This window comes from Streptomyces sp. NPDC012825 (genome assembly GCF_042900925.1).
GTDB lineage: Bacteria > Actinomycetota > Actinomycetes > Streptomycetales > Streptomycetaceae > Streptomyces.
In genome coordinates, this window is sequence record NZ_JBIBBZ010000002.1 from 657508 (window position 1) to 677549 (window position 20042).

Genomic DNA, 20042 nt, shown 5'->3' on the forward strand with positions numbered 1-20042 from the left:
GTACCGGGCTACGCGTCCGTGCCGGGTGGGGGGAGACACCGGGCGGCCCCCCGCCGGGCGCGTCGCGCAGAAGGGACCGCTGACGGCGATGCAGATCCGGCTGACCGTCCTCGCGCCGCACGCCGGCCACGGCGCCGGGCGCGCCTGCGACGTGCTCGTCACGGCCCCCGCCGGGACGGCGCTCTCCGCCGTGGCCTCCCAACTGGCCGCCGCCGTCACGGGTCCCGAGGCCTCCGCCTCGGGCACGACCGTCCTCCACGCGGGCGCGGAGCGGCTGGACGCCCGGCGCTGTGTGCTCGGCGAGCCCCCGCTGGTCGACGGCGCCGTCCTCTCGCTCCAGGTCCCGGGACCGGACGACCTGGCCGGGGAGCCCGCGGCCGCCCGGCTGCACGTGGTGGCCGGACCGGACGCGGGCGGGGTGCACCTGCTGCACGGCGGAGCGATCAGAATCGGCCGTTCCGTCGACGCCGACGTCCCGCTCGACGACCCGGACGTCTCCCGCGCGCACTGCACGGTGACGGTCGGCGCGGACGGCCGGGTCACGGTCGCCGACCACGGCTCGACGAACGGCACGACCCTCGACGGCGCCCCCGTGGGCGAGCGCCCGGTCCGGCTCCGTCCGGGCGCGCTGCTGCGCCTCGGCGAGTCCGCCCTCCGCCTGACGGGCCCCGGCGACGGCCTCCTCGGCGGTACGGACGCGGTGGCGACGGCCCCGGACGGCGAGGGCCACCTGCGGCTCGCCCGCGGGACCGGCGGGCCGGACCGGCCGGGCGGCCCGGGCGGCACCGGCCGACCGGGCCCGGCGGGCGGTCCCGGGGCGGTTCAGGGCGGCCCGGGGGTGGTTCCGGACAGTCTTGGGGCGGCTCCCGGCAGCCTCGGGACGGCTTCCGGCGGTCCGGTGGACGGCGACACGACCCACGGCGGCGGGTACGCGCTCGCGTGGGAGGGCGGCGACCCGTACGGCGGGAACCACGCGCGCGACGGCCACGCACACGATCACGGTCACGGTCACGCACCCGGTCGAGACGGCGACCCGTACGGCGCCGCCGGCGACGGCGGCGGGGTCCCGGCGGGCCCGGCCGCTTCCACGGCCCCGCCCGCGCGGGCGGGCGGCAGGCGCGGGCTCGGCGCGTGGGCCCGGCGCCTCGCCGGGGGCCGCGAGGAGGTCCCGGCCCCCGTCGCCGGGGCCCACCAGGTCCCCGACACGCACGCGGGCGCCCGGCAGGACGCCGACGTCCGGGACGGCGCCCACGGGCCCGTGCCGGGCGCCGACACCTGGCCCGACCCCGCCACCGTCCTGCTCACCGCGCTCGGCCCCGGCCCCCGGCTCTGGGAGCGGGACCCGGACCACCCCGAGTTCCTCGCGGTCCGGCTCGGCACCACGGACCGCGCCGAGCTCTCCGGAGTGCCGGTCACCGTCGGGCTGCGCGAGGCGGGTTCGCTCGGTCTCGCGGGCCCCGGAGACCGGCTCGCCGGGTTCGCCCGCTCGGTGGTCGCCCAGCTCGCCGCCCTGCACTCCCCCTCCGACCTGGAGATCGTCCTCGTCAGCGCCGACCGGAACCGCTCCCTGGAGGAGCGGCGCCGCGCCTGGGGCTGGCTCGGCTGGCTCCCGCACGTCCGGCCGGCCCACGGCCAGGACTGCCGGCTGCTCCTGGCGTACGACCGCGACCAGGCCCACGCGCGTACGTCCGAACTGACCCGGCGGCTCGACGACGGCCCGCTCGGGCCCGGCTGGCCCAGCGCCGACCGCGCGTCCGTCGCGGAGGCCGCCGCCCGTTACGAGGGGCCCCGGACGGTCGTCGTCGTGGACGGCGACCCCGGCACGGCGGCGCTGCGCGAGACCGTGGCGCGGCTCGCGGGGGCCGGAGCCGCCGCCGGCATCCACCTCCTCTGTCTCGCCGAGGCGCCCTCCGCCTCCCCCGTCTCGCCGGTGGCCGCGACCTACGAGGCCGCGTGCGCCGCGTCCCTCGCGTTCCGCGAGTGCGGGGCCGCCGCGCTCCTGAGCGGGGACGTGGCGACGGCGCTTCGGCTGCTGCGGACCGCGGGCGGGCGCGTCGCGGGCCACGGCACCGTCGGTGTGGTCGACGCGGTCTCCGTCGCCTGGGCCGAGCGGTTCGGACGGGCCCTCGCCCCGCTGCGGCCGCAGACCCCGGCGGCGCCGCACGGGCGGGCCGCCGCGCTGCCGCCGTCCTCCCGGCTGCTCGACGAGCTGGGCCTCGCCCGGGCCACCCCCGCCTCCCTGATGGCCCGCTGGGCCTCCGCCGGGGACGGGACGGCCGTCCTGGGCGCGGGCCCGCGCGGGCCGCTGGCCGTGGACCTCACCCAGGAGGGGCCGCACCTGCTGATCGAGGGTCCGGCGGGCAGCGGGCGCACGGAGCTGCTGCGCTCGATCGCCGCCTCGCTCGCGGCGGGCGGCCGCCCCGACCGGCTCGGCCTGCTGCTGGTGGACGGGGCGGGCGGCGAGCGCGGCGAGGGCCTCGCGGCCTGTACGGAGCTGCCGCACGTCACCGAGCACCTGGTCGCCTCGGACCCGGTCCGGATGCGGGAGTTCGCGCAGGCGCTCGGGGCCGAGCTGAAGCGGCGGGCCGAGCTCCTGGGCGACACCCCCTTCGCCGACCGCCGGGGCGTCCGCGCCCCGCAGGTGGCCGATCGGCTGATCGGGCAGCGCACCCCGAGCGCGGCGGAGTCCGTCCCCCGGGGCGCCCGCACGACCGTCCGCCTCCCGGACACCGGCGACCACCCGAGCGGCCGCACCCTCCGCACGGGCGACGGCACGATCGGCGCCCTCCCGAGCGGCCGGAGCACCCGCACACCGGGCCGCACGCCGTACCCGAGCCCGGAGGACCCGCAGGGCCGGAGCACGTACCCCGGCGCGGGCGACCTCGACGGGCGCGGCAGCGGGCGGAGCACGTACCCGGGCTCGGGCGACATGTCCGACCGCCCGAGCGGCCGGGTCCCGCGCCCCGATGCGGGCGACCTCGACGGCCGCGGCAGCGGCCGGAGCGCGTACCCCGCCGGGGACGACCTCGGCGGCCGTACGAGCGGCCGCACCCTCCGTACGAACGACGGCGACCTCGGCGACCGCGCGAGCGGGCGCGTGTCCCGTCCCGTGAGCGGTGCGGGCCGGTCCGGGGCGGACGCGTTCCTGACCGACACGCCCAGCGGGCGGCTGCCGCGCCGCGACGGCGGGGGCGTGGACGACCGCCCGAGCGGGCGGACCTTCCGGACCGGCGACCCGGGCGACCGCGCGAGCGGGCAGGTGTCCCGTACGGGCGCCGACGACCTCACCGACCGCCCGAGCGGACGCGTCCCCCGTACGGGAGCCGACGACCTCGGCGGCCGGACGAGTGGCCGGAGCCCGTACCCGGGCGCGGACGACCTCACCGACCGCGCGAGCGGGCGGGTGTCCCGCACAGGTTCCGACGACCTCACCGACCGTTCCAGCGGCCGCGTCCCCCGGGCCGGGGGTTCCGGAGTCCGGATCCCCCGGCCCGCCTCGGGCACGGGCACAGGCGCGGGCGCGAGTGCGGGCGAGGCGGTGGGGGGCAGGGCTGCGGCGGGGGCCGGGGCGTTGCCTCGGCTGGTCGTGCTCGTCGACGACTTCGACGCCCTGGTCGCGCCCGCGCTCGGCGCCCCCGGCCGGCCGGCCGCCGGGTCCGTCGTGCGGGCCCTGGAGGCCGTCGCCCGGCACGGCGAGCGGCTCGGCGTGCACCTCGTCGTGGCCTCGGCCCGCCCGGACCGCACGGCCGACACCGAGCCGGTCCACAGCGCCCGGCTGCGGATCGTGCTCGACGCCCCTCCGGTGACGGCGGGGCCGGACGTCCCGGCGCCCGGCCGGGGCCGCCTCGGGCATCCGGACGGCCGGGTGACCCCCTTCCAGGCGGGCCGCGTCACCGGCCGGATCCCCCGGACGGCGACGCTCCGGCCGACGGTCGTCCCGCTGGAGTGGGAGCGGATGGGCGATCCGCCCACCCGCCGCCCGGTCCGCGAGCTGGGCAACGGACCGACGGACCTGGCCCTCCTCGCGAGCGCGCTCGACCGGGCGGCCCGCTCGGTGGAGGCGACGCCCGTGGCGCCCCTCTCCTCTCCCGCGACGTCCGCCGGAAACCCTTCCTGACGTCACGTCACGAGCCAATCACGATCCACCACTTGACACGGAAGGCGGTATTGCGGCCTCGCATCACCGGGCGTAGACCTGTCGGCACGGGACAGCTCAGCGCACGAAGGAGACGGGGCAGCAATGCGTACAACTCTTCGTCCACGCAAGGCCGGAGTGACCTTCACGGCACTCACCGCGCTCGCCGCACTCGCCCTCGCGGGCTGCGGCGACGGGGGCACGAAGGACCCGGAGACGAAACCCTCCGGCGCCCTCCCCCTGAAGGGCGAGAAGATCGAGGTCGCCGCCGTCTGGACGGGCCCGGAGCAGGAGAACTTCACCAAGGTCCTGAAGGAGTTCGAGAAGCGGACCGGCGCGACGGTGACGTTCGTGCCCGCCCAGGACCCCATCGTGAACTTCCTCGGGACGAAGATCGCGGGCGGTTCCCCGCCCGACGTGGCGATGCTCCCGCAGGTGGGCGCGATCCGGCAGGCCGCCGCCCAGAAGTGGCTCAAGCCGGCCGGCCCGGAGGCGAAGGCCCAGCTGGCGGCGAACTACTCGCGCGGCTGGCAGGAGCTCGGCGCGGTGGACGGCACCCAGTACGGCGTCTACTTCAAGGCCGCCAACAAGTCCCTGGTCTGGTACAACACGGCCGTCTTCGAGAACGCGGGCGCCGCCGAGCCGAAGACCTGGAAGGAGTTCCTGACCACCGCCGAGACCATATCGGCCTCCGGCGTCACGCCGGTCTCGGTCGGCGGCGCGGACGGCTGGACCCTCACCGACTGGTTCGAGAACGTCTACCTCTCCCAGGCGGGCCCGGAGAAGTACGACCGGCTGGCGAAGCACGAGATCAAGTGGACGGACCCGTCCGTCGCCGCCGCCCTGACCACGCTCGGCGAGCTGTTCGGCAAGCCGTCGCTGCTCACGGGCGGCACGAGCGGCGCGCTCCAGACGGAGTACCCGGCCTCGGTCACGCAGACCTTCACCGGCGGCGCCGAGCCGAAGGGCGCGATGGTCTTCGAGGGCGACTTCGCCGCCGTCAACATCGCCCAGACCGAGGCGAAGATCGGCACGGACGCGAAGGTCTTCCCCTTCCCGAAGGTCGGGGACGCCGGGACCGTGCCCGTGGTGACGGCCGGCGACGCGGCCGTGGCCCTCAAGGACACCAGGGGCGCGCAGGCGCTGCTGGCCTTCCTCGCCTCCCCGGACGCGGCGAAGATCTGGGCGGGCGCGGGCGGCTTCCTCTCGCCGAACAAGAACCTGGACCCGGCGGCGTACCCGAACGACGTCCAGCGCGAGATCGCCAAGGCCCTGATCGGCGCCGGTGACGACTTCCGCTTCGACATGTCGGACCAGATGCCGCAGTCGTTCGGCGGGACGCCGGGCAAGGGCGAGTGGAAGGCGCTCCAGGACTTCCTGAAGAACCCGAAGGACGTGGCCGGGGCCCAGGCGCGTCTGGAGGCGGACGCGGCGAAGGCGTACCGGGCCGCCGCGAAGGGCTGAGGCCGGCCATGCCCTCCCCCACCGCCCCGCGTGCGAGGAGCACGGCCGGAACGGACGCCTCCGGAAGGAAGGGGAGCCGGGCCGTGGCGGCCGGGTTCCTCCTGCCCGCCCTGCTCCTGCTCGGCGCGCTCGTCGTCTACCCGATCGGGTACTCCGTCCAGCGCTCGCTCTTCGACCGCTCCGGCTCCTCCTTCGTCGGCCTCGACAACTACCTGGCCCTGTTCACCGACGCCTCCCTCCGCACGGCCGTCAAGAACAACCTGATCTGGCTGGTGGTGGCCCCGGCGGTCGCCACCGCCCTCGGTCTGGTCTTCGCGGTCCTGACCGAACGCGTCCGCTGGGGAACGGCGTTCAAGCTGCTCGTCTTCATGCCGATGGCGATCTCGATGCTGGCCGCCGGGATCATCTTCCGGCTGGTGTACGAGCAGGACCCGGACCGGGGCGTCGCGAACGCCGTCTGGGTCGGCGTCCACGACACCTTCGCCGAGTCCTCCGTCTTCCCGAAGGCCAGACCGCTGCCCGTGCACCCGCTGAAGGCGGCCGGGGACGGCGCGTTCGTGACGAAGGAGCCGGTGCGGGCCGGGCAGCCCGTACGGCTCCCGCTGGTCGGCGTGGCCCCGGCGCAGATGCCGGAGGGGGCGCGCCCGGCGGCGCGGCCCGCCGGCACGGACCCGGGCACGGTCACCGGCACGGCCTGGCTGGACTTCACCCGGGGCGGCGGCGGGCGGCCGAACGAGGTCGACCCGTCCGAGCGGGGCCTCGCGGGGCTGCGGATCGAGGCCGTACGGGACGGGAGGGTGGTCGCCACGGCGACGGCGGCGGCCGACGGCACGTTCGCGCTGCCCGCCGACCGCGCGGACGGGGCCGTGCTCCGGCTGCCCGCGAGCAACTTCCGGGAGCAGTACAACGGCGTCGAGTGGCTGGGCCCCTCGCTCGTCACGCCCGCGATCATCGGGGCGTACGTGTGGATGTGGGCCGGGTTCGCGATGGTGCTCATCGGGGCCGGGCTCGCGGCCGTGCCGCGCGAACTGCTCGAGGCGGCGCGGGTGGACGGGGCGAACGAGTGGCAGGTGTTCCGCCGGATCACGGTGCCGCTCCTGGCGCCGGTCCTCGCGGTCGTCCTCGTCACCCTGATGATCAACGTGTTGAAGATCTTCGACCTGGTCTTCGTGATCGCGCCGGGTTCGGCGCAGGACGACGCGAACGTGCTCGCGCTCCAGTTGTACCGCTCGTCCTTCGGCACGGACGCGGACCTGGGGGTCGGCTCGGCCATCGCCGTCCTGCTGCTCCTGCTCGTGGTCCCGGTGATGGTGCTCAACGTCCGCCGCATGCGCAGGGAGGCCCGCCGATGAACGGAACCCACGTGCGGCCCACCCGCTCCCCGGCGGCGCGGGTCGCGTCCGTGGCCGCGTCCGGCGCGGTCCGCGTCTTCCTCGTCCTGGCGGGTCTGTTCTGGCTGCTGCCGACGGTCGGGCTGCTGCTCTCCTCGCTCCGCTCGCCGTCCGACATCGCGGCGAGCGGCTGGTGGGAGGTGTTCACCGCCCCGGCCCGGCTGACCACGGAGAACTACGCGCACCTCCTCGCGAACGACACGATCACCGGCTCGCTGCTCAACACCGTCCTGATCACCGTCCCGGCCACGCTGCTCGTCCTGGTGATCGGCTCGTTCGCCGGGTACGCGTTCGCGTGGCTGGAGTTCCCGGGCCGGGACTGGTGGTTCCTGGGCGTGGTCGCCCTGCTGGTGGTGCCGGTGCAGGTCGCCCTGGTCCCGGTGTCGAAGCTGTTCGGGGTGGTCGGGCTGTTCGAGACGACCGCCGGGGTGGTCCTCTTCCACACGGCCTTCGGCCTGCCGTTCGCGATCTTCCTGCTGCGGAACTTCTTCGCGGAGATCCCGCGCGAACTCCTGGAGGCGGCGCGGCTCGACGGGGCGGGCGAGATCCGGCTGTTCACCCGGGTGGTGCTGCCGCTCGGCGGCCCGGCGATCGCCTCGCTCGGCATCTTCCAGTTCCTGTGGGTCTGGAACGACATGCTGATCGCGCTGATCTTCGCGGACTCGCAGTCGCCGCCGATCACGGTGGCGCTCCAGCAGCAGGTGCGGCAGTTCGGCAACAACGTGGACGTGCTCGCGCCGGGCGCGTTCCTGTCGATGGTGGTGCCGCTGGTGGTGTTCTTCGCGTTCCAGCGCCAGTTCGCCTCGGGGGTGATGGCGGGTGCGGTGAAGTGACCCCTCGCGGGGTCAGGCCGTGAGCGCCGCCACCGCCGCGCGCGCGAGGTCGTCGACGTACCCCGGGGGCGGCGGGGTGCGGACGACGACGAGGCGCCAGTACAGCGGTCCGGCGACCAGGTCGAGGGCCCGGTCCGGGTCGGCGTCCCCGGGGAGTTCGCCGCGCGCGACGGCCTCGCGGACGATCCGGGCGACGACGCCCTGCTGCCCGTCGAGCAGCGCGGCCTTGACGGCGTCGGCGATCTCGGGGTGCCTGGCCGCCTCGACGAGGAGGTCGGGGACGACCCGGGAGGCGACCGGGTGGCTCAGGGCGTGCGCGGCCACTTCGAGGAGGGCGCGCACGTCCCCGTGCAGGGAGCCGGTGGCGGGCGCCGGCAGGCCCTGGGCGGCGAAGGCGCCGACGAGGTCGAGGACGAGGGAGAGCTTGGACTTCCAGCGCCGGTAGACGGCGGTCTTGCCGACGCCCGCGCGGCGCGCGATCCCCTCGATGGACATCCGGGCGAAGCCGACGGCCGCGAGCTCCTCGAAGACGGCGGCGCGGATGGCCTCGGTCACGTCCTCGCGGAGCACGGCGGCTCCGGCGGGGGCCCGGCGGGGGGTCGGTTCGGTCATGGACGGCATCCTAACCAACGCCTACGCCACGACGATACGGTTGCGTTCCGTCGTCGAGCGTCCTACTGTCCCCGTAGCGACGATACGGGTCCGTCCCGTCGTTGCCGCCGTCGCCGTCCGCGCCCCCGTGCCGAAAGCCCGCCCCGGAGCCCGCCCATGACCACGACCCTCGCGCCGCCCCCGCCGCGGACCACTCCGCCCCCGCCGCGCACCGCCCCTCCCCCCGGGGACCTCCGCGCCCTCGCCCTCCGCCACGGCCTGACCGTCAGCGGGGCCCGCCCCCCGCTCCCCGCCTACGTCCGGCAGCTCTGGTCCCGCCGCGACTTCATCGCCGCCTTCGCGACGGCCCGGCTGACCGCCCAGTACAGCCAGTCGCGCCTCGGCGGGCTCTGGCAGGTGGCGACCCCGCTCCTCAACGCGGCCGTCTACTACCTGATCTTCGGCGTGTTCATGAACGCCGAGCACGGCGTGCCCGACTACGTCCCCTTCCTGCTCACCGGCGTCTTCGTGTGGACCTTCACCTCCAACACGCTCATGGCCGGCACCCGGGCGATCAGCGGCAACCTCGGCCTCGTCCGCGCCCTGCACTTCCCGCGCGCGAGCCTGCCGCTCTCGCTCGCCCTCCAGCAGCTCCAGCAGCTCCTGCTCTCGCTCGCCGCGCTCGTCGCGATCCTCCTCTGCTGCGGCGAGTTCCCCACGTGGAGCTGGCTGCTCGCCGTCCCCGCGCTCGCCCTCCAGACCCTGTTCAACGCGGGCCTGGCGCTCGCCCTGGCCCGGATCGCGGCCCGCACCCCGGACATCGGGCAGTTGATGCCGTTCGCGCTCCGCACCTGGATGTACGCCTCGGGCGCCATGTGGTCGATCGGGAACCTGTCGGGCGGCGGACGCTTCCCCGAGGCCGTGGTGCTCGCCCTCCGGTGCAACCCGGCGGCGGTCTACATCGACCTCGTGCGCTTCGCCCTGATCGGGAGCCACACCGCGGACCGGCTGCCGCCGCACGTCTGGGCGCTCGCCGCCGGCTGGGCGCTCCTGGCCTTCACGGGCGGTTTCCTGTGGTTCTGGAAGGCGGAGGAGACGTACGGCCGTGGCTGAGACACCGGAGGAGAGGATCCCGACCGTCGTCGCCGACGGCGTCCACGTCACGTACACCGTGCACGGACACGGACATGGACACGGGCGGGACCGGAGGCGCGGCGGCCGGTGGCGGAGGCCCCCGGCCGGCCTCCGGGTCCACGCCGTCAAGGGCGTCGACCTCGTCGCGTACCGGGGCGAGGCGATCGGCCTGATCGGTTCGAACGGATCGGGGAAGTCGACCCTCCTGAAGGCCGTCGCGGGGCTCCTGCCCGTCGACCGCGGCCGGATCTACACCCACGGCCGCCCCGCCCTCCTCGGCGTCGACGCGGCCCTGATGAACGATCTGACCGGCGAGCGGAACGTGGTCCTCGGCGGTCTCGCGGCGGGCATGAGCCGCGCGGAGGTCCGCGAGCGCTACGACGGGATCGTCGACTTCTCGGGCGTCAACGAGAAGGACGACGCGATCTCCCGCCCGATGCGGACGTACTCCTCCGGGATGGGGGCCCGGCTGCGCTTCTCCATCGCCGCCGCGAAGAGCCACGACGTGCTGCTCATCGACGAGGCCCTGGCCACCGGCGACGCGCGCTTCCGCCGCCGGAGCCGGCGGCGGATCGACGAACTGCGGGCGGCGGCCGGGACGGTCTTCCTGGTCAGCCACTCGAACGCCACCGTCGCGGAGACCTGCGGGCGGGCCCTGTGGCTGGAGGCGGGGACGCTCCGGATGGACGGCCCGGCGCGGGAGGTGGTGGCGGCGTACGAGGAGTTCACCGCGTCGGGGGCGAAGACCAGGGGCAAATAAGACATTACGGTCTAAAGTGCGGTGGGGTGACGAACGATCAGCCGCAGACCCCCCACCCGGCCGGCACCGAACCCCCCGGCTCCGCCCCGTCCGGTTCCCTCGCGTCCGGCCCTCTTGCGTCCGGCTCCACCGCGTCCGACCCTCTTACGCCCGGCTCCACCGCGTCCGGCCCCACCGCCGACGCCCCCCACCCCACCAGTACGAGCACCGAACCCCCCGCCCTCACCCGCTCCCCCTTCGCGTCGGAGACCTTCACCTCCGCCACCTTCGTCACGGTCGGCAACGGGCCCCGGCTCGCGCTCGCCGCCGTCTGGCTCCTCACCCGGGCCGGGATGCTCCTGCTGCTCCTCCGCGACGACCTCGGCATCGGCGGGGTGGCCCGCGAGGTGGCGCTCTACGAGCACTGGTACGGGAGGTTCGCCGCGGGCACCTTCCCGCCCGGCGACGCCACCTGGCAGTACCCGCCGGGGGCCGGGCTCGTGATCATGTCCCCCGGCGTCCTCCCCTGGCTCACCTACTTCCAGGCCTTCGTCACCCTCACCCTCCTCGCCGACGCGGTCGTCACCCTCGCCCTCGCCCGCGCCGACGGCGCCCGCCTCACCCACGGCGCCTGGATCTGGGTCTGCGGCCTGCCGCTCCTCCTCCACCTCCCCCTCGCCCGGTACGACGTCCAGACCACCGCCCTCGCCGTCCTCGCCCTGCTCGCCCTCACCGCCCGCGGAGCCGCCGCCCACCAGCTCGGCGGGGCGCTCGCCGGGATCGGCGCCCTGGTCAAGGTGTGGCCGGCGCTCGCCCTCCTGGGCACCCCACGGGGCCGTACCACCCGGGAGGCGTGGGCCGCGGCCGCCGTCACCGCCGTCGCGCTCCTCGCCACCCTCGGGTTCTTCTTCTCCGAGTCGCTCGGCTTCCTGCGCCAGCAGGGCGACCGGGGCATTCAGATCGAGTCCCTGGGCGGCACGGCCCTCGCGCTCGCCCGGTCCGCCGGCATCTGGCCGGGGACGGTCGAGTTCCGCTACGGCGCCCTGGAGTACGTCGGCCCGTACGTCTCCACCCTGGGCCACCTCTCCCTGCTGCTCACCGCCGCCGCCCTGTGCTGGCTGGTCCTCTGGCGCGTCCGCGCCCACCGCTGGACCCCCGCCACGCCGTTCGACACGGCGCTCGCCGCCGTCCTGCTGTTCACCGTCACCAGCCGGGTGATCAGCCCCCAGTACATGGTCTGGCTGCTCGGGCTCGCCGCCGTCTGCCTGACCTCCCGGGACACCGTGATGCGCCCGGTGGCGCTGCTGCTGCTCCCGGCGGCGGCGCTGAGCGCGCTCGCGTACCCCGTCCTCTACTTCGACGTCATCGACGGCACCCCCACGGGTCTGGCCGTCATGGTGCTCCGCAACGGTCTGCTGCTCGCGGCGGCGCTGCTCGCCGCCCGCCGCCTGTGGACCTCGACGGTCGCCGCCGCGCCGGAGGAGTAGGCAACGGCGAGGGGCCCCGCCGGAGAACCGGCGGGGCCCCTCGCGCGCGTGCTCCTAGCTGTGCGAACGCAGCAGCGTGCGCATCGTCCGCATCGCCACCGACAGGTTCGCCAGGTCGAAGGTGTCCGAGCCCTGGATCTCCTCCAGGGTCGTCCGCGCGCGGCCCAGGATCGCCGCGTTCTTCTCCTCCCAGGCCTTGAACCGCTCCTCCGGGCTCGCGTCGTCGCCGCCCGACGTCAGGACGTCCTGCGTGAGCGCCGCGTGCGCCGCGAACAGGTCCTCGCGGATCGAGGCGCGGGCCATCGACTGCCAGCGGTCGTCGCGCGGCAGCTCGATGATCCGGTCCATCAGGTCGGTGATCCGCAGCCGGTCGGCCAGGTCGTAGTAGACCTCGGCCACCGCGAGCGGCTCCTTGCCCGTCCGGTCCGCGATGGCGACGATGTCGAGCACCGGGAACGCGGAGGAGAAGCCGGCGACCCGCCGCGCGAGCTCCTCCGGCACCCCGAACCCGGTCAGCTCGTCCAGGATCGACCGGTACCAGTCCAGGTCCGCCCCGCGCAGCAGCTCCGGCAGCCGCGACCAGACCTCCTCGACGCGCTCGGCGAAGAACTCGATGGTCTCGGTGAGCTGGAGCGGCTGCGGCCGGTTGTTGAGCAGCCAGCGCGTGCCGCGCTCGACCAGCCGGCGCGCGTGCAGCCGCATCCGGGTCTGGATCTCGGCCGGCACCCGGTTGTCGAGGTCCTCGACGGCGTCCCAGACCCGGCCGAGGCCGAAGACGACGCGGGCGGCGGTCTGCGCCCGGACGATCTCCTCGATCGACGCGCCGGTCTCCTCGCGGAGGCGGTGCAGGAAGGTCGAGCCGCCGGCGTTGACGGTGTCGTTGACCAGGACGGTGGTGATGATCTCGCGGCGCAGCGGGTGGCCGTCGACGGCCTCGGTGAACCGCTCGCGCAGCAGCGTCGGGAAGTACGCGTGGAGCAGCCCGGTCAGGTACGGGTCGTCCGGCAGCCCGGTGCCGATCAGCTCGTCGGCCACCGTGATCTTGGTGTACGCGAGGAGGACGGCGAGCTCCGGCTGGGTCAGGCCCTTGCCGTTGTTGAGGAGTTCGCGGATCTGCCGGTCGTTGGGCAGGAACTCCAGGGAGCGGTCGAGGGCCCGGTCGCGGCCCAGGCGGCGCATGAACCGCTGGTGGGCGTGGAGCAGGGACGGCGACTGGGCGACGGCGTTGGCCAGGGCCGTGTTCTGCGCGTAGTTGTTGCGCAGCACGAGCGTGCCGACCTCGTCGGTCATCTCCGCGAGGATCTTGTTGCGCTGCTTGACGGTCATGTCGCCCTCGGCGACGAGCCCGTTGAGCAGGATCTTGATGTTGACCTCGTGGTCGGAGGTGTCGACGCCGGCGCTGTTGTCGATGGCGTCGGTGTTGATCCTGCCGCCCTCGCCCCCGGGTCCGCCGGAGCGGGCGAACTCGATGCGGCCCAGCTGGGTCGCGCCGAGGTTGCCGCCCTCGCCGACCACCTTGGCGCGCACGTCCTGGCCGTCGACGCGGATGGCGTCGTTGGCCTTGTCGCCGACGTCGGCGTTCGACTCGGCCGAGGACTTGACGTACGTGCCGATGCCGCCGTTCCACAGCAGGTCGACGGGTGACTGGAGGATCGCCTTCATCAGCTCGGCCGGGGTCATCTTGGTGACTCCGTCCTCGATGCCGAGGGCGACCCTGACCTGCGCGTTGACCGGGATCGACTTGGCGCTGCGGGGGTGGACGCCGCCGCCGGCGGAGAGCAGCGAGGTGTCGTAGTCGGCCCAGGACGAGCGGGGCAGCTCGAAGAGGCGGCGGCGCTCGGCGTACGAGACGGCCGCGTCCGGGTTCGGGTCGAGGAAGATGTGCCGGTGGTCGAAGGCGGCGACCAGGCGGATGTGCTCGGAGAGCAGCATGCCGTTGCCGAAGACGTCGCCGGACATGTCGCCGACGCCGACGACGGTGAAGTCCTCGGTCTGGGTGTCGTGGCCCAGCTCGCGGAAGTGGCGCTTGACGGACTCCCAGGCGCCGCGGGCGGTGATGCCCATGCCCTTGTGGTCGTAGCCGGCCGAGCCGCCGGAGGCGAACGCGTCGCCGAGCCAGAAGCCGTACGCCTCCGCGACCCCGTTGGCGATGTCGGAGAAGGTCGCGGTGCCCTTGTCGGCGGCGACGACCAGGTAGGTGTCGTCCTCGTCGTGGCGGACCACGTCGACCGGCGGCACGACCTCGCCCGCGACCAGGTTGTCGGTGATGTCGAGCAGGGCCGAGATGAACGTCTTGTACGAGGCGACGCCCTCGGCCATCCAGGCGTCGCGGTCCGCGGACGGGTCCGGAAGCTGCTTGGCGACGAAGCCGCCCTTGGCGCCGACGGGCACGATGACGGTGTTCTTCACCATCTGCGCCTTGACCAGGCCGAGGATCTCGGTACGGAAGTCCTCGCGCCGGTCGGACCAGCGCAGGCCGCCGCGGGCGACCTTGCCGAAGCGCAGGTGGACGCCCTCGACGCGCGGCGAGTACACCCAGATCTCGAAGGCGGGGCGCGGGGCCGGCAGGTCGGGAATGGCCTGCGGGTCGAACTTCATCGACACGTAGGAGTGCGGCCGGCCCTCGGAGTTCTTCTGGAAGAAGTTGGTCCGCAGGGTGGCCTTGATGACGGTGAGGAAGGAGCGCAGGATGCGGTCCTCGTCCAGGCTCGCGACCTGGTCGAGGGCGGCGTCCAGCTCCTCCAGGAGCGCGTCGATCAGCTCGGTGCCGGCGCGCTGGCGCTCCGGCGCCATCCGGGCCTCGAAGAGGTTGACGAGCAGCCGGGTGGTGTGGACGTTGTTGCGGAGGGTGTCCTCCATGTAGTCCTGGCTGAAGGTCGCACCGGCCTGCCGCAGGTACTTGGCGTAGGCCCGCAGCACCATCGCCTCGCGCCAGTTGAGCCCGGCGGACAGGACGAGGGAGTTGAAGCCGTCGTTCTCGGCCTCGCCGGTCCAGGTGGCGGCGAAGGCCTCCTGGAAGCGCTCACGGGCGTCGTCGCCGAGGGAGACGCCGCTGCCGTTGGTGGCCGGGAGCCGCAGGCCGAAGTCGTAGATCCAGGCGTGGGCGCGGTCGGCGCAGCGCAGCTCGTAGGGGCGCTCGTCGGTGACCTCGACGCCGAGCCGGTTGAGGACCGGCAGGACGGCGGAGAGGGAGATCTGGTCGCCCGTCTTGTAGATCTTGAAGCGGCGCTCGCCGGGGGCCGAGAGGACCGGCTCGTAGAGGGAGAGCGAGAAGTCCTTCTCGCTGTCGGCGAGGGCCTCCAGGTGGACCAGGTCGGAGACGGCCGCGCGCGGCGAGTGGTCGGCCTTGTAGCCCTCGGGGAAGGCGTTGCCGTAGCGGCGCAGCAGCTCGGCGGCGCGCTCCTCGCCCAGCTCGGCGTTGAGCGCCTCGCCGAAGCCGTCGGCCCAGGAGCGGGCGGCCTCGACGAGCCGGCCCTCGATGCGCTCGACGTCGGCGTCGGTGAGCTTGGCCAGCTCGGTGCCGGGCTCGACGCGGACGACGAAGTGCAGCCGGGAGAGGATCGACTCGGTGTTCCAGGCGGTGAAGTCGACGCTGGTGCCGCCGAGCTCCTCCTTCAGGATGTCGATGATCCGCAGCCGGACGCGGGTGGTGTAGCGGTCGCGCGGCAGGTAGACGAGGGCCGAGTAGTAGCGGCCGTACTCGTCCTGGCGCAGGTAGAGCCGCAGCCGGCGCCGCTCCTGGAGGTAGAGGACGCTGGTGACGACGGCCCGGAGCTGGTCGGCCGGGGTCTGGAACAGCTCGTCGCGCGGGTAGGTCTCCAGGATCTGGAGCAGGTCGCGGCCGTCGTGGCTGTTCGGGGAGAAGCCGGCGCCCTCCAGGACCTCCTGGACCTTGCGCTTGACCACCGGGACGCGGCGGACGGACTCGGTGTAGGCGGCCGAGGAGAACAGGCCGAGGAAGCGGCGCTCGCCGACGACGTTGCCCGCGGCGTCGAACTTCTTCACGCCGATGTAGTCGAGGTACGAGGGGCGGTGCACGGTCGCCCGGCTGTTGGCCTTGGTCAGGATCAGCAGCTTGTGCTCGTGGGCCTTGGCCCGGGCGTCGGCGGGCAGCCGGCTGAAGGACGGCGACACGGGGTGGGCGTGGTGGCCCTCGTCGTCGCCGGAGTGGCGCGGGTCGGAGCGCAGGATGCCGAGGCCGGTGCCGGGCACGGCGGACAGGGCGTCGCCGTCGACCAGCTCGTACTCGCGGTAGCCGAGGAAGGTGAAGTGGTCGTCGGCGAGCCAGCGCAGCAGCTCGCAGGCCTCCTCCACCTCGGTCGGGCGCAGGTCGGTGGCGGTGGGCTCGTCGGCGAGGCCGTCCGCGATGCGCAGCGCGGCGTCGCGCATCTTCTCCCAGTCCTCGACCGTCTCGCGGACGTCGGACAGGACGCGCAGCAGGTCGGCGGTGATCTGCTTGAGGTCGGCGCGGTCGGTCTCGCGGTCGATCTCGACGTGGATCCAGGACTCGGTGAGCGCGTCGTGCGGCAGCTCGCCGTGGATCTGGGCCGACAGGACCTCGATCAGCCTTCCGGTGACGTCGCGGCGGACGAGGACCTGCGGGTGGATCACGACGTGGATGCCGCGGCCCTGTCGGGACAGCTCGTTGGTGACCGAGTCGACGAGGAAGGGCATGTCGTCGGTGACGACCTCGACGACGGAGTGGCTGCTGGTCCAGCCGTTCTCCTCGACCGTCGGGGTGTGGACGCGCACGTTCGCCGTGCCCTGCGGACGGTTCTCCGCCAGGCGGTAGTGGGAGAGGGCGGCGCCGAAGACGTCGACCGGGTCCCGGTCGGCCAGGTCCTCGGGCGCGGTGTGCAGGTAGTAGCGCTGGAGGTATTCGAGCACGGTGTCGCCGTCCGGGCGCTCGCCCGAACCGTCCGGCCCCGTCGGGAGTCGCCCCCCGACCGGGCTGTGCTCAGCTACCCGGGCGGCCCTTTCGAGCAGCTCGGCCTTGGCTTCGTCCAGCTTGGTCTGCATGTCCTCTGACTCCTGGCCGCGCGCCGTTGCGCGACATCGGTGGAAGGAAGGGCACAACGCCTCTCCCTCGTGTGTCCGAGGAAGACGGTGTCATGCCCGTATGAGAGAAGCCCGGGTCGTCGTCGGCCACTGACCGTGGCGCACCCGGGCGGAGGTGATCGGCGAACGCGCGGTCGGCCCGGCCGCCGGAGCGGTCCGGGCGGCAGCCGGGGGCTTCACTGCCCCCTCGGCGTATCGCGCTGATCACGACGAAAGCCTATCGCTCCGGACCCCCGCCCCGTCATGAGCCGTATGTGTACAAAAGAGGGGGTGGAAGTTTGACGTTATGGACAGCGACACATGTCCTCAGGGCACGGCATCCGACCTTCTGCGAGCTGGGAGAGCCATGGCGAGGATCCTGATCGTGACCGGGGACGCGGCGGAGTCGCTGGAGGTGATGTACCCCTACCAGCGCCTTCTGGAGGAGGGGTACGAGGTCGACATCGCGGCCCCGGCCCGCAAGACGCTGAGGTTCGTGGTCCACGACTTCGAGCCCGGCTTCGACACGTACACCGAGAAGCCCGGCTACACCTGGCCCGCCGACCTGGCCTTCTCGGAGGTCGATCCGGGGGCGTACCTGGCGGTGGTGATCCCGGGCGGCCGGGCGCCGGAGTACCTGCGCAACGACCCGGAGCTGCGCAAGATCGTCAAGGCCTTCTTCGACGCGGACAAGCCGGTCGCGCAGATCTGCCACGGCCCGCTCCTGACGGCGGCGACCGGCGGTCTGGAGGGCCGCCGGGTCACGGCCTATCCGGCCCTGGAGATGGACATGCAGGCGGCGGGGGCGTCCTTCCAGGACACGGCGGCCGTGGTCGACGGCCTGCTCGTCTCCTCCCGCGCGTGGCCGGACCACCCGGCCTGGATGCGGGAGTTCCTGAAGGTCCTCAGGTCGAGGGGCTGAGGGCTCCGGCCGTACGGGCGGGTCGTACGGGCGGTCGTACGGGGCGCGGGGGTCACACCAGCTCCTCCGCCACGGCGACCGCCTCCGCGAGCGAGTCGACCACCGGCACCCCCACCCGCTCCAGGGAGGCGCGGCTGTGCGAGCCGCCGGTGTAGAGCACGGCCTTCGCCCCGACGTGGGCCGCCGCCAGCGCGTCGTCCGCCGCGTCGCCGATGACGACCACCCGCTCGACCCGGATCCCCTCCAGGGCGGCCAGGTGCCGCACCATGTGCCCGGACTTGCCGTCCTTGGAGGTGTCGGGCCGCCCGTCCATGCGCAGGAACCGCTCCGCGATCCCGTGCCGCCGCACGAGGGGGACGAGGTCGGCGTGCGGCGCGAGCGAGAGCAGCGACTGCGTGAAGCCGGAGGCCTGCCGGGCCGCGAGCAGCTCGGCGGCGCCGACGGTCAGGCCGCAGTTCTCGGCGCGCTCCCGGTAGTGGCGGTGGAAGACGCCGTCCATGAGGGTCCACTCGGCGTCGGTGGGCAGCCGCCCCATGAGCCGCTCGTAGAACTGGGGCACCGGCACCATGTACAGCTCGCGGTACCGCTCCCGCGTGAGCGGCGCGAGTCCCAGCTCGGCGAAGGCGGCGTTCGTCGCCCCGATGACCGCGTCGAGGTCGTCGAGCAGCGTGCCGTTCCAGTCCCAGACCAGGTGCTTTCCGTGCTTCCCCATGGAAGGACGGTACCCGCCGCCTCCGGCGGCGAAGAGCGCGGAGCGGTTCCGAGACCCTTCCGGAACCCCCGGGGCCCTCCCGTTTCCTCAGCCCAGCAGCCCGGGAATCTCCTGCACCCCGAACCACAGCAGTTCGTGGTCCTCGGCGCCGTCCACGACGAACCGCGCGTCGTCGTCACCCCGGTCGGCCGCCCCCAGCGCGTCCGCCGCCGCCCTGACGTCCGCCTCGGCGTCGTCCGCGTCGGCGTGCACGGCCGCGGCCTTGGCCAGCCGGACGGCTCCGGCGATCCGGACCTCACCGATCGCGTCGGCGTCGAGCCCCCGGTCGGGGTCCGCGACCGCTTCCTCGTCGGCCACGTCGACGGCGACGACGATCCGGCGCCGGGGCGCCCCGGGGTCGCCGGCGAGCAGCCGCAGGGAGGCGGCGGCGGCCCGGCCGAGGGCCGCGTACTCCAGCTCCTCGATGTCGTCGGAGACGTACCACTCGCGCAGCGCGGGGGTGACGGCGTAGGCGGTCAGCGGGCCGGGGCCCAGCTCGCCCGCCTTGTGCGCCTGTGCGAGACCGGGGAGGGTCAGGGGGACGTAGACGCGCATCGGCCGGCCGCTTTCGTAGAGGGAGAGATCCTCAGGATACGTGCCGAGTACCCCTTCGGGGCGGCGGGCCGAACCCCCCGTCCGTCCACCGCCGGGACCCGCGCGCCGAACCGCCGGAGACCCGATTTCCGACCGCGTCACCCGGATAGGTGATCCCGTTCCGGACCGCCCGGCGGCGCTCCGCCCCTTGCACCGCCCCCGGCCCCCGCCGTACAAGATCCCCAACGAAAGTTACCGACCGGTACCAAGCGGTTACGCAACGACAGGGGCCCGCCATGACCACCACGCTCACACCGACGACCCCCCGCACGACCTCGCCCACCGCGCCTACCGCGCCCACCGCGACGCGGACCGCCGCCCCGGCCCCGGTAGCCACTCCCTCAGCCTCTGCGGTTCCGGCGGTCACCCTTCCGGCCTCTACGGCCCCGGCCCCGGCCCCGGCCCCGGCCACCACCCCCACCTACCCGGCCACCGTCCCCGCCTCCCCCGTCGGCGCTGCCGCCCGCCGCCCCCGCACCCCGCGCCCCCGTACCGCTCCGGGCGGCCCCGCCGGGACCCGGCCGCGCGGCTCCGCCGGTACGCGCCCGCGTACGCCCGAGCGCGGCGCGCCCCGGGCGCTCCCGCCGCACACCGTCTTCGCGGAGCGCCTGCTCGCCGTCCTGAGCGGGGAGCGGCCGGTGCACTGGATGCTCGGCCACACCCTCGGCGAGGCGTACGAGCAGCTCGTCCGGCTCGCTCCGGAGACGCCCCTGCGCTCCCACGGCCCCCGCCCGGTCCTGCGCCGCTGCTCGGTCCAGGCGCACCCCGACCAGGGCGCCGTCGAGGCCTTCGCGACCATCGCCACCGGCGCCCGCGTCCGGGCGATGGCGTTCCGCCTGGAGCGCGGCGCCGACCGCCGCTGGCGCTGCGCGGCCGTGGAGCTCGACGGCCTGGGCACGACGTGACGGCAAGGCAGGCACGGCGAAGGGGCCGCCCACCCCACCGGGTGAACGGCCCCTCCCGC

At 74.4% G+C, this 20042-nt stretch carries 13 protein-coding genes; 9 read left to right on the plus strand and 4 right to left on the minus strand.

Features of this window, described 5'->3' with window-relative positions; genetic code table 11:
- Positions 1-88 precede the first annotated feature (88 nt).
- From ACFY7E_RS08450 to ACFY7E_RS08465, 4 genes are all read left to right on the plus strand, one after another.
- On the plus strand, positions 89-4117 hold the full coding sequence (locus ACFY7E_RS08450; RefSeq protein WP_389482120.1) for an FtsK/SpoIIIE domain-containing protein: 4029 nt from the start codon (positions 89-91) through the stop codon (positions 4115-4117).
- Between the two features lie 123 nt (positions 4118-4240).
- The gene (locus tag ACFY7E_RS08455; RefSeq protein WP_389482123.1) at positions 4241-5599 is read left to right on the plus strand and encodes an ABC transporter substrate-binding protein; all 1359 of its coding nucleotides are present in this window, start codon (positions 4241-4243) and stop codon (positions 5597-5599) included.
- 8 nt (positions 5600-5607) lie between these two features.
- Positions 5608-6951, plus strand: a complete 1344-nt coding sequence (locus ACFY7E_RS08460; protein WP_389482126.1) for a carbohydrate ABC transporter permease — start codon at positions 5608-5610, stop codon at positions 6949-6951.
- Complete coding sequence (locus ACFY7E_RS08465) at positions 6948-7823, plus strand: carbohydrate ABC transporter permease (RefSeq protein WP_389482129.1); 876 nt, start codon at positions 6948-6950, stop codon at positions 7821-7823. The genes ACFY7E_RS08460 and ACFY7E_RS08465 overlap by 4 nt, the downstream gene beginning before the upstream one ends.
- Before the next feature lie 12 nt (positions 7824-7835).
- Here ACFY7E_RS08465 and ACFY7E_RS08470 read toward each other — a convergent pair whose 3' ends face one another.
- Positions 7836-8435, minus strand: a complete 600-nt coding sequence (locus tag ACFY7E_RS08470) for a TetR/AcrR family transcriptional regulator (RefSeq protein WP_389482131.1) — start codon at positions 8433-8435, stop codon at positions 7836-7838.
- A gap of 156 nt (positions 8436-8591) precedes the next feature.
- Here ACFY7E_RS08470 and ACFY7E_RS08475 point away from each other — a divergent pair, with 156 nt between their 5' ends.
- The 3 genes from ACFY7E_RS08475 to ACFY7E_RS08485 are packed head-to-tail and all read left to right on the plus strand — an operon-like array spanning position 8592 to position 11774.
- A complete protein-coding gene (locus ACFY7E_RS08475) occupies positions 8592-9527 on the plus strand; it encodes an ABC transporter permease (protein ID WP_389482134.1) in 936 nt (311 codons plus the stop codon).
- Positions 9520-10308, plus strand: a complete 789-nt coding sequence (locus ACFY7E_RS08480) for an ABC transporter ATP-binding protein (protein WP_389482137.1) — start codon at positions 9520-9522, stop codon at positions 10306-10308. Before ACFY7E_RS08475 ends, ACFY7E_RS08480 begins: the two co-directional genes overlap by 8 nt.
- Positions 10309-10334: 26 nt before the next feature.
- Positions 10335-11774 (plus strand): glycosyltransferase 87 family protein, encoded by a 1440-nt coding sequence (locus tag ACFY7E_RS08485; protein ID WP_389482139.1) that lies wholly within the window; start codon positions 10335-10337, stop codon positions 11772-11774.
- 54 nt (positions 11775-11828) lie between these two features.
- Here ACFY7E_RS08485 and ACFY7E_RS08490 read toward each other — a convergent pair whose 3' ends face one another.
- Positions 11829-16793, minus strand: coding sequence for an NAD-glutamate dehydrogenase (locus ACFY7E_RS08490; RefSeq protein ID WP_389482141.1), 4965 nt, complete (start codon positions 16791-16793; stop codon positions 11829-11831).
- A gap of 385 nt (positions 16794-17178) precedes the next feature.
- Here ACFY7E_RS08490 and ACFY7E_RS08495 point away from each other — a divergent pair, with 385 nt between their 5' ends.
- Positions 17179-17733, plus strand: a complete 555-nt coding sequence (locus ACFY7E_RS08495) for a DJ-1/PfpI family protein (RefSeq protein WP_389482143.1) — start codon at positions 17179-17181, stop codon at positions 17731-17733.
- Between the two features lie 52 nt (positions 17734-17785).
- Here ACFY7E_RS08495 and ACFY7E_RS08500 read toward each other — a convergent pair whose 3' ends face one another.
- Entirely contained in the window at positions 17786-18445 is a 660-nt protein-coding gene (locus ACFY7E_RS08500; RefSeq protein ID WP_389482145.1) for an HAD family hydrolase, read from the minus strand.
- 87 nt (positions 18446-18532) lie between these two features.
- A complete protein-coding gene (locus ACFY7E_RS08505) occupies positions 18533-19039 on the minus strand; it encodes a DUF6912 family protein (protein WP_389482148.1) in 507 nt (168 codons plus the stop codon).
- Positions 19040-19314: 275 nt separating this feature from the next.
- On the opposite strand from ACFY7E_RS08505, the gene ACFY7E_RS08510 reads away from it, so the two are divergent.
- Positions 19315-19983 carry an Rv3235 family protein gene (locus tag ACFY7E_RS08510; protein WP_389482150.1) on the plus strand — a complete coding sequence of 223 codons (669 nt, stop codon included), beginning with the start codon at positions 19315-19317 and terminating at the stop codon, positions 19981-19983.
- Positions 19984-20042: the final 59 nt, after the last annotated feature.

Coding starts and splice junctions, on each gene's coding strand:
- ACFY7E_RS08450 (WP_389482120.1), top strand. CDS start 89: ATGCAGATCCGGCTGACCGTCCTCGCGCCGCACGCCGGCCACGGCGCC.
- ACFY7E_RS08455 (WP_389482123.1), top strand. CDS start 4,241: ATGCGTACAACTCTTCGTCCACGCAAGGCCGGAGTGACCTTCACGGCA.
- ACFY7E_RS08460 (WP_389482126.1), top strand. CDS start 5,608: ATGCCCTCCCCCACCGCCCCGCGTGCGAGGAGCACGGCCGGAACGGAC.
- ACFY7E_RS08465 (WP_389482129.1), top strand. CDS start 6,948: ATGAACGGAACCCACGTGCGGCCCACCCGCTCCCCGGCGGCGCGGGTC.
- ACFY7E_RS08470 (WP_389482131.1), bottom strand. CDS start 8,435: ATGACCGAACCGACCCCCCGCCGGGCCCCCGCCGGAGCCGCCGTGCTC.
- ACFY7E_RS08475 (WP_389482134.1), top strand. CDS start 8,592: ATGACCACGACCCTCGCGCCGCCCCCGCCGCGGACCACTCCGCCCCCG.
- ACFY7E_RS08490 (WP_389482141.1), bottom strand. CDS start 16,793: ATGCAGACCAAGCTGGACGAAGCCAAGGCCGAGCTGCTCGAAAGGGCC.
- ACFY7E_RS08495 (WP_389482143.1), top strand. CDS start 17,179: ATGGCGAGGATCCTGATCGTGACCGGGGACGCGGCGGAGTCGCTGGAG.
- ACFY7E_RS08500 (WP_389482145.1), bottom strand. CDS start 18,445: ATGGGGAAGCACGGAAAGCACCTGGTCTGGGACTGGAACGGCACGCTG.
- ACFY7E_RS08505 (WP_389482148.1), bottom strand. CDS start 19,039: ATGCGCGTCTACGTCCCCCTGACCCTCCCCGGTCTCGCACAGGCGCAC.
- ACFY7E_RS08510 (WP_389482150.1), top strand. CDS start 19,315: ATGACCACCACGCTCACACCGACGACCCCCCGCACGACCTCGCCCACC.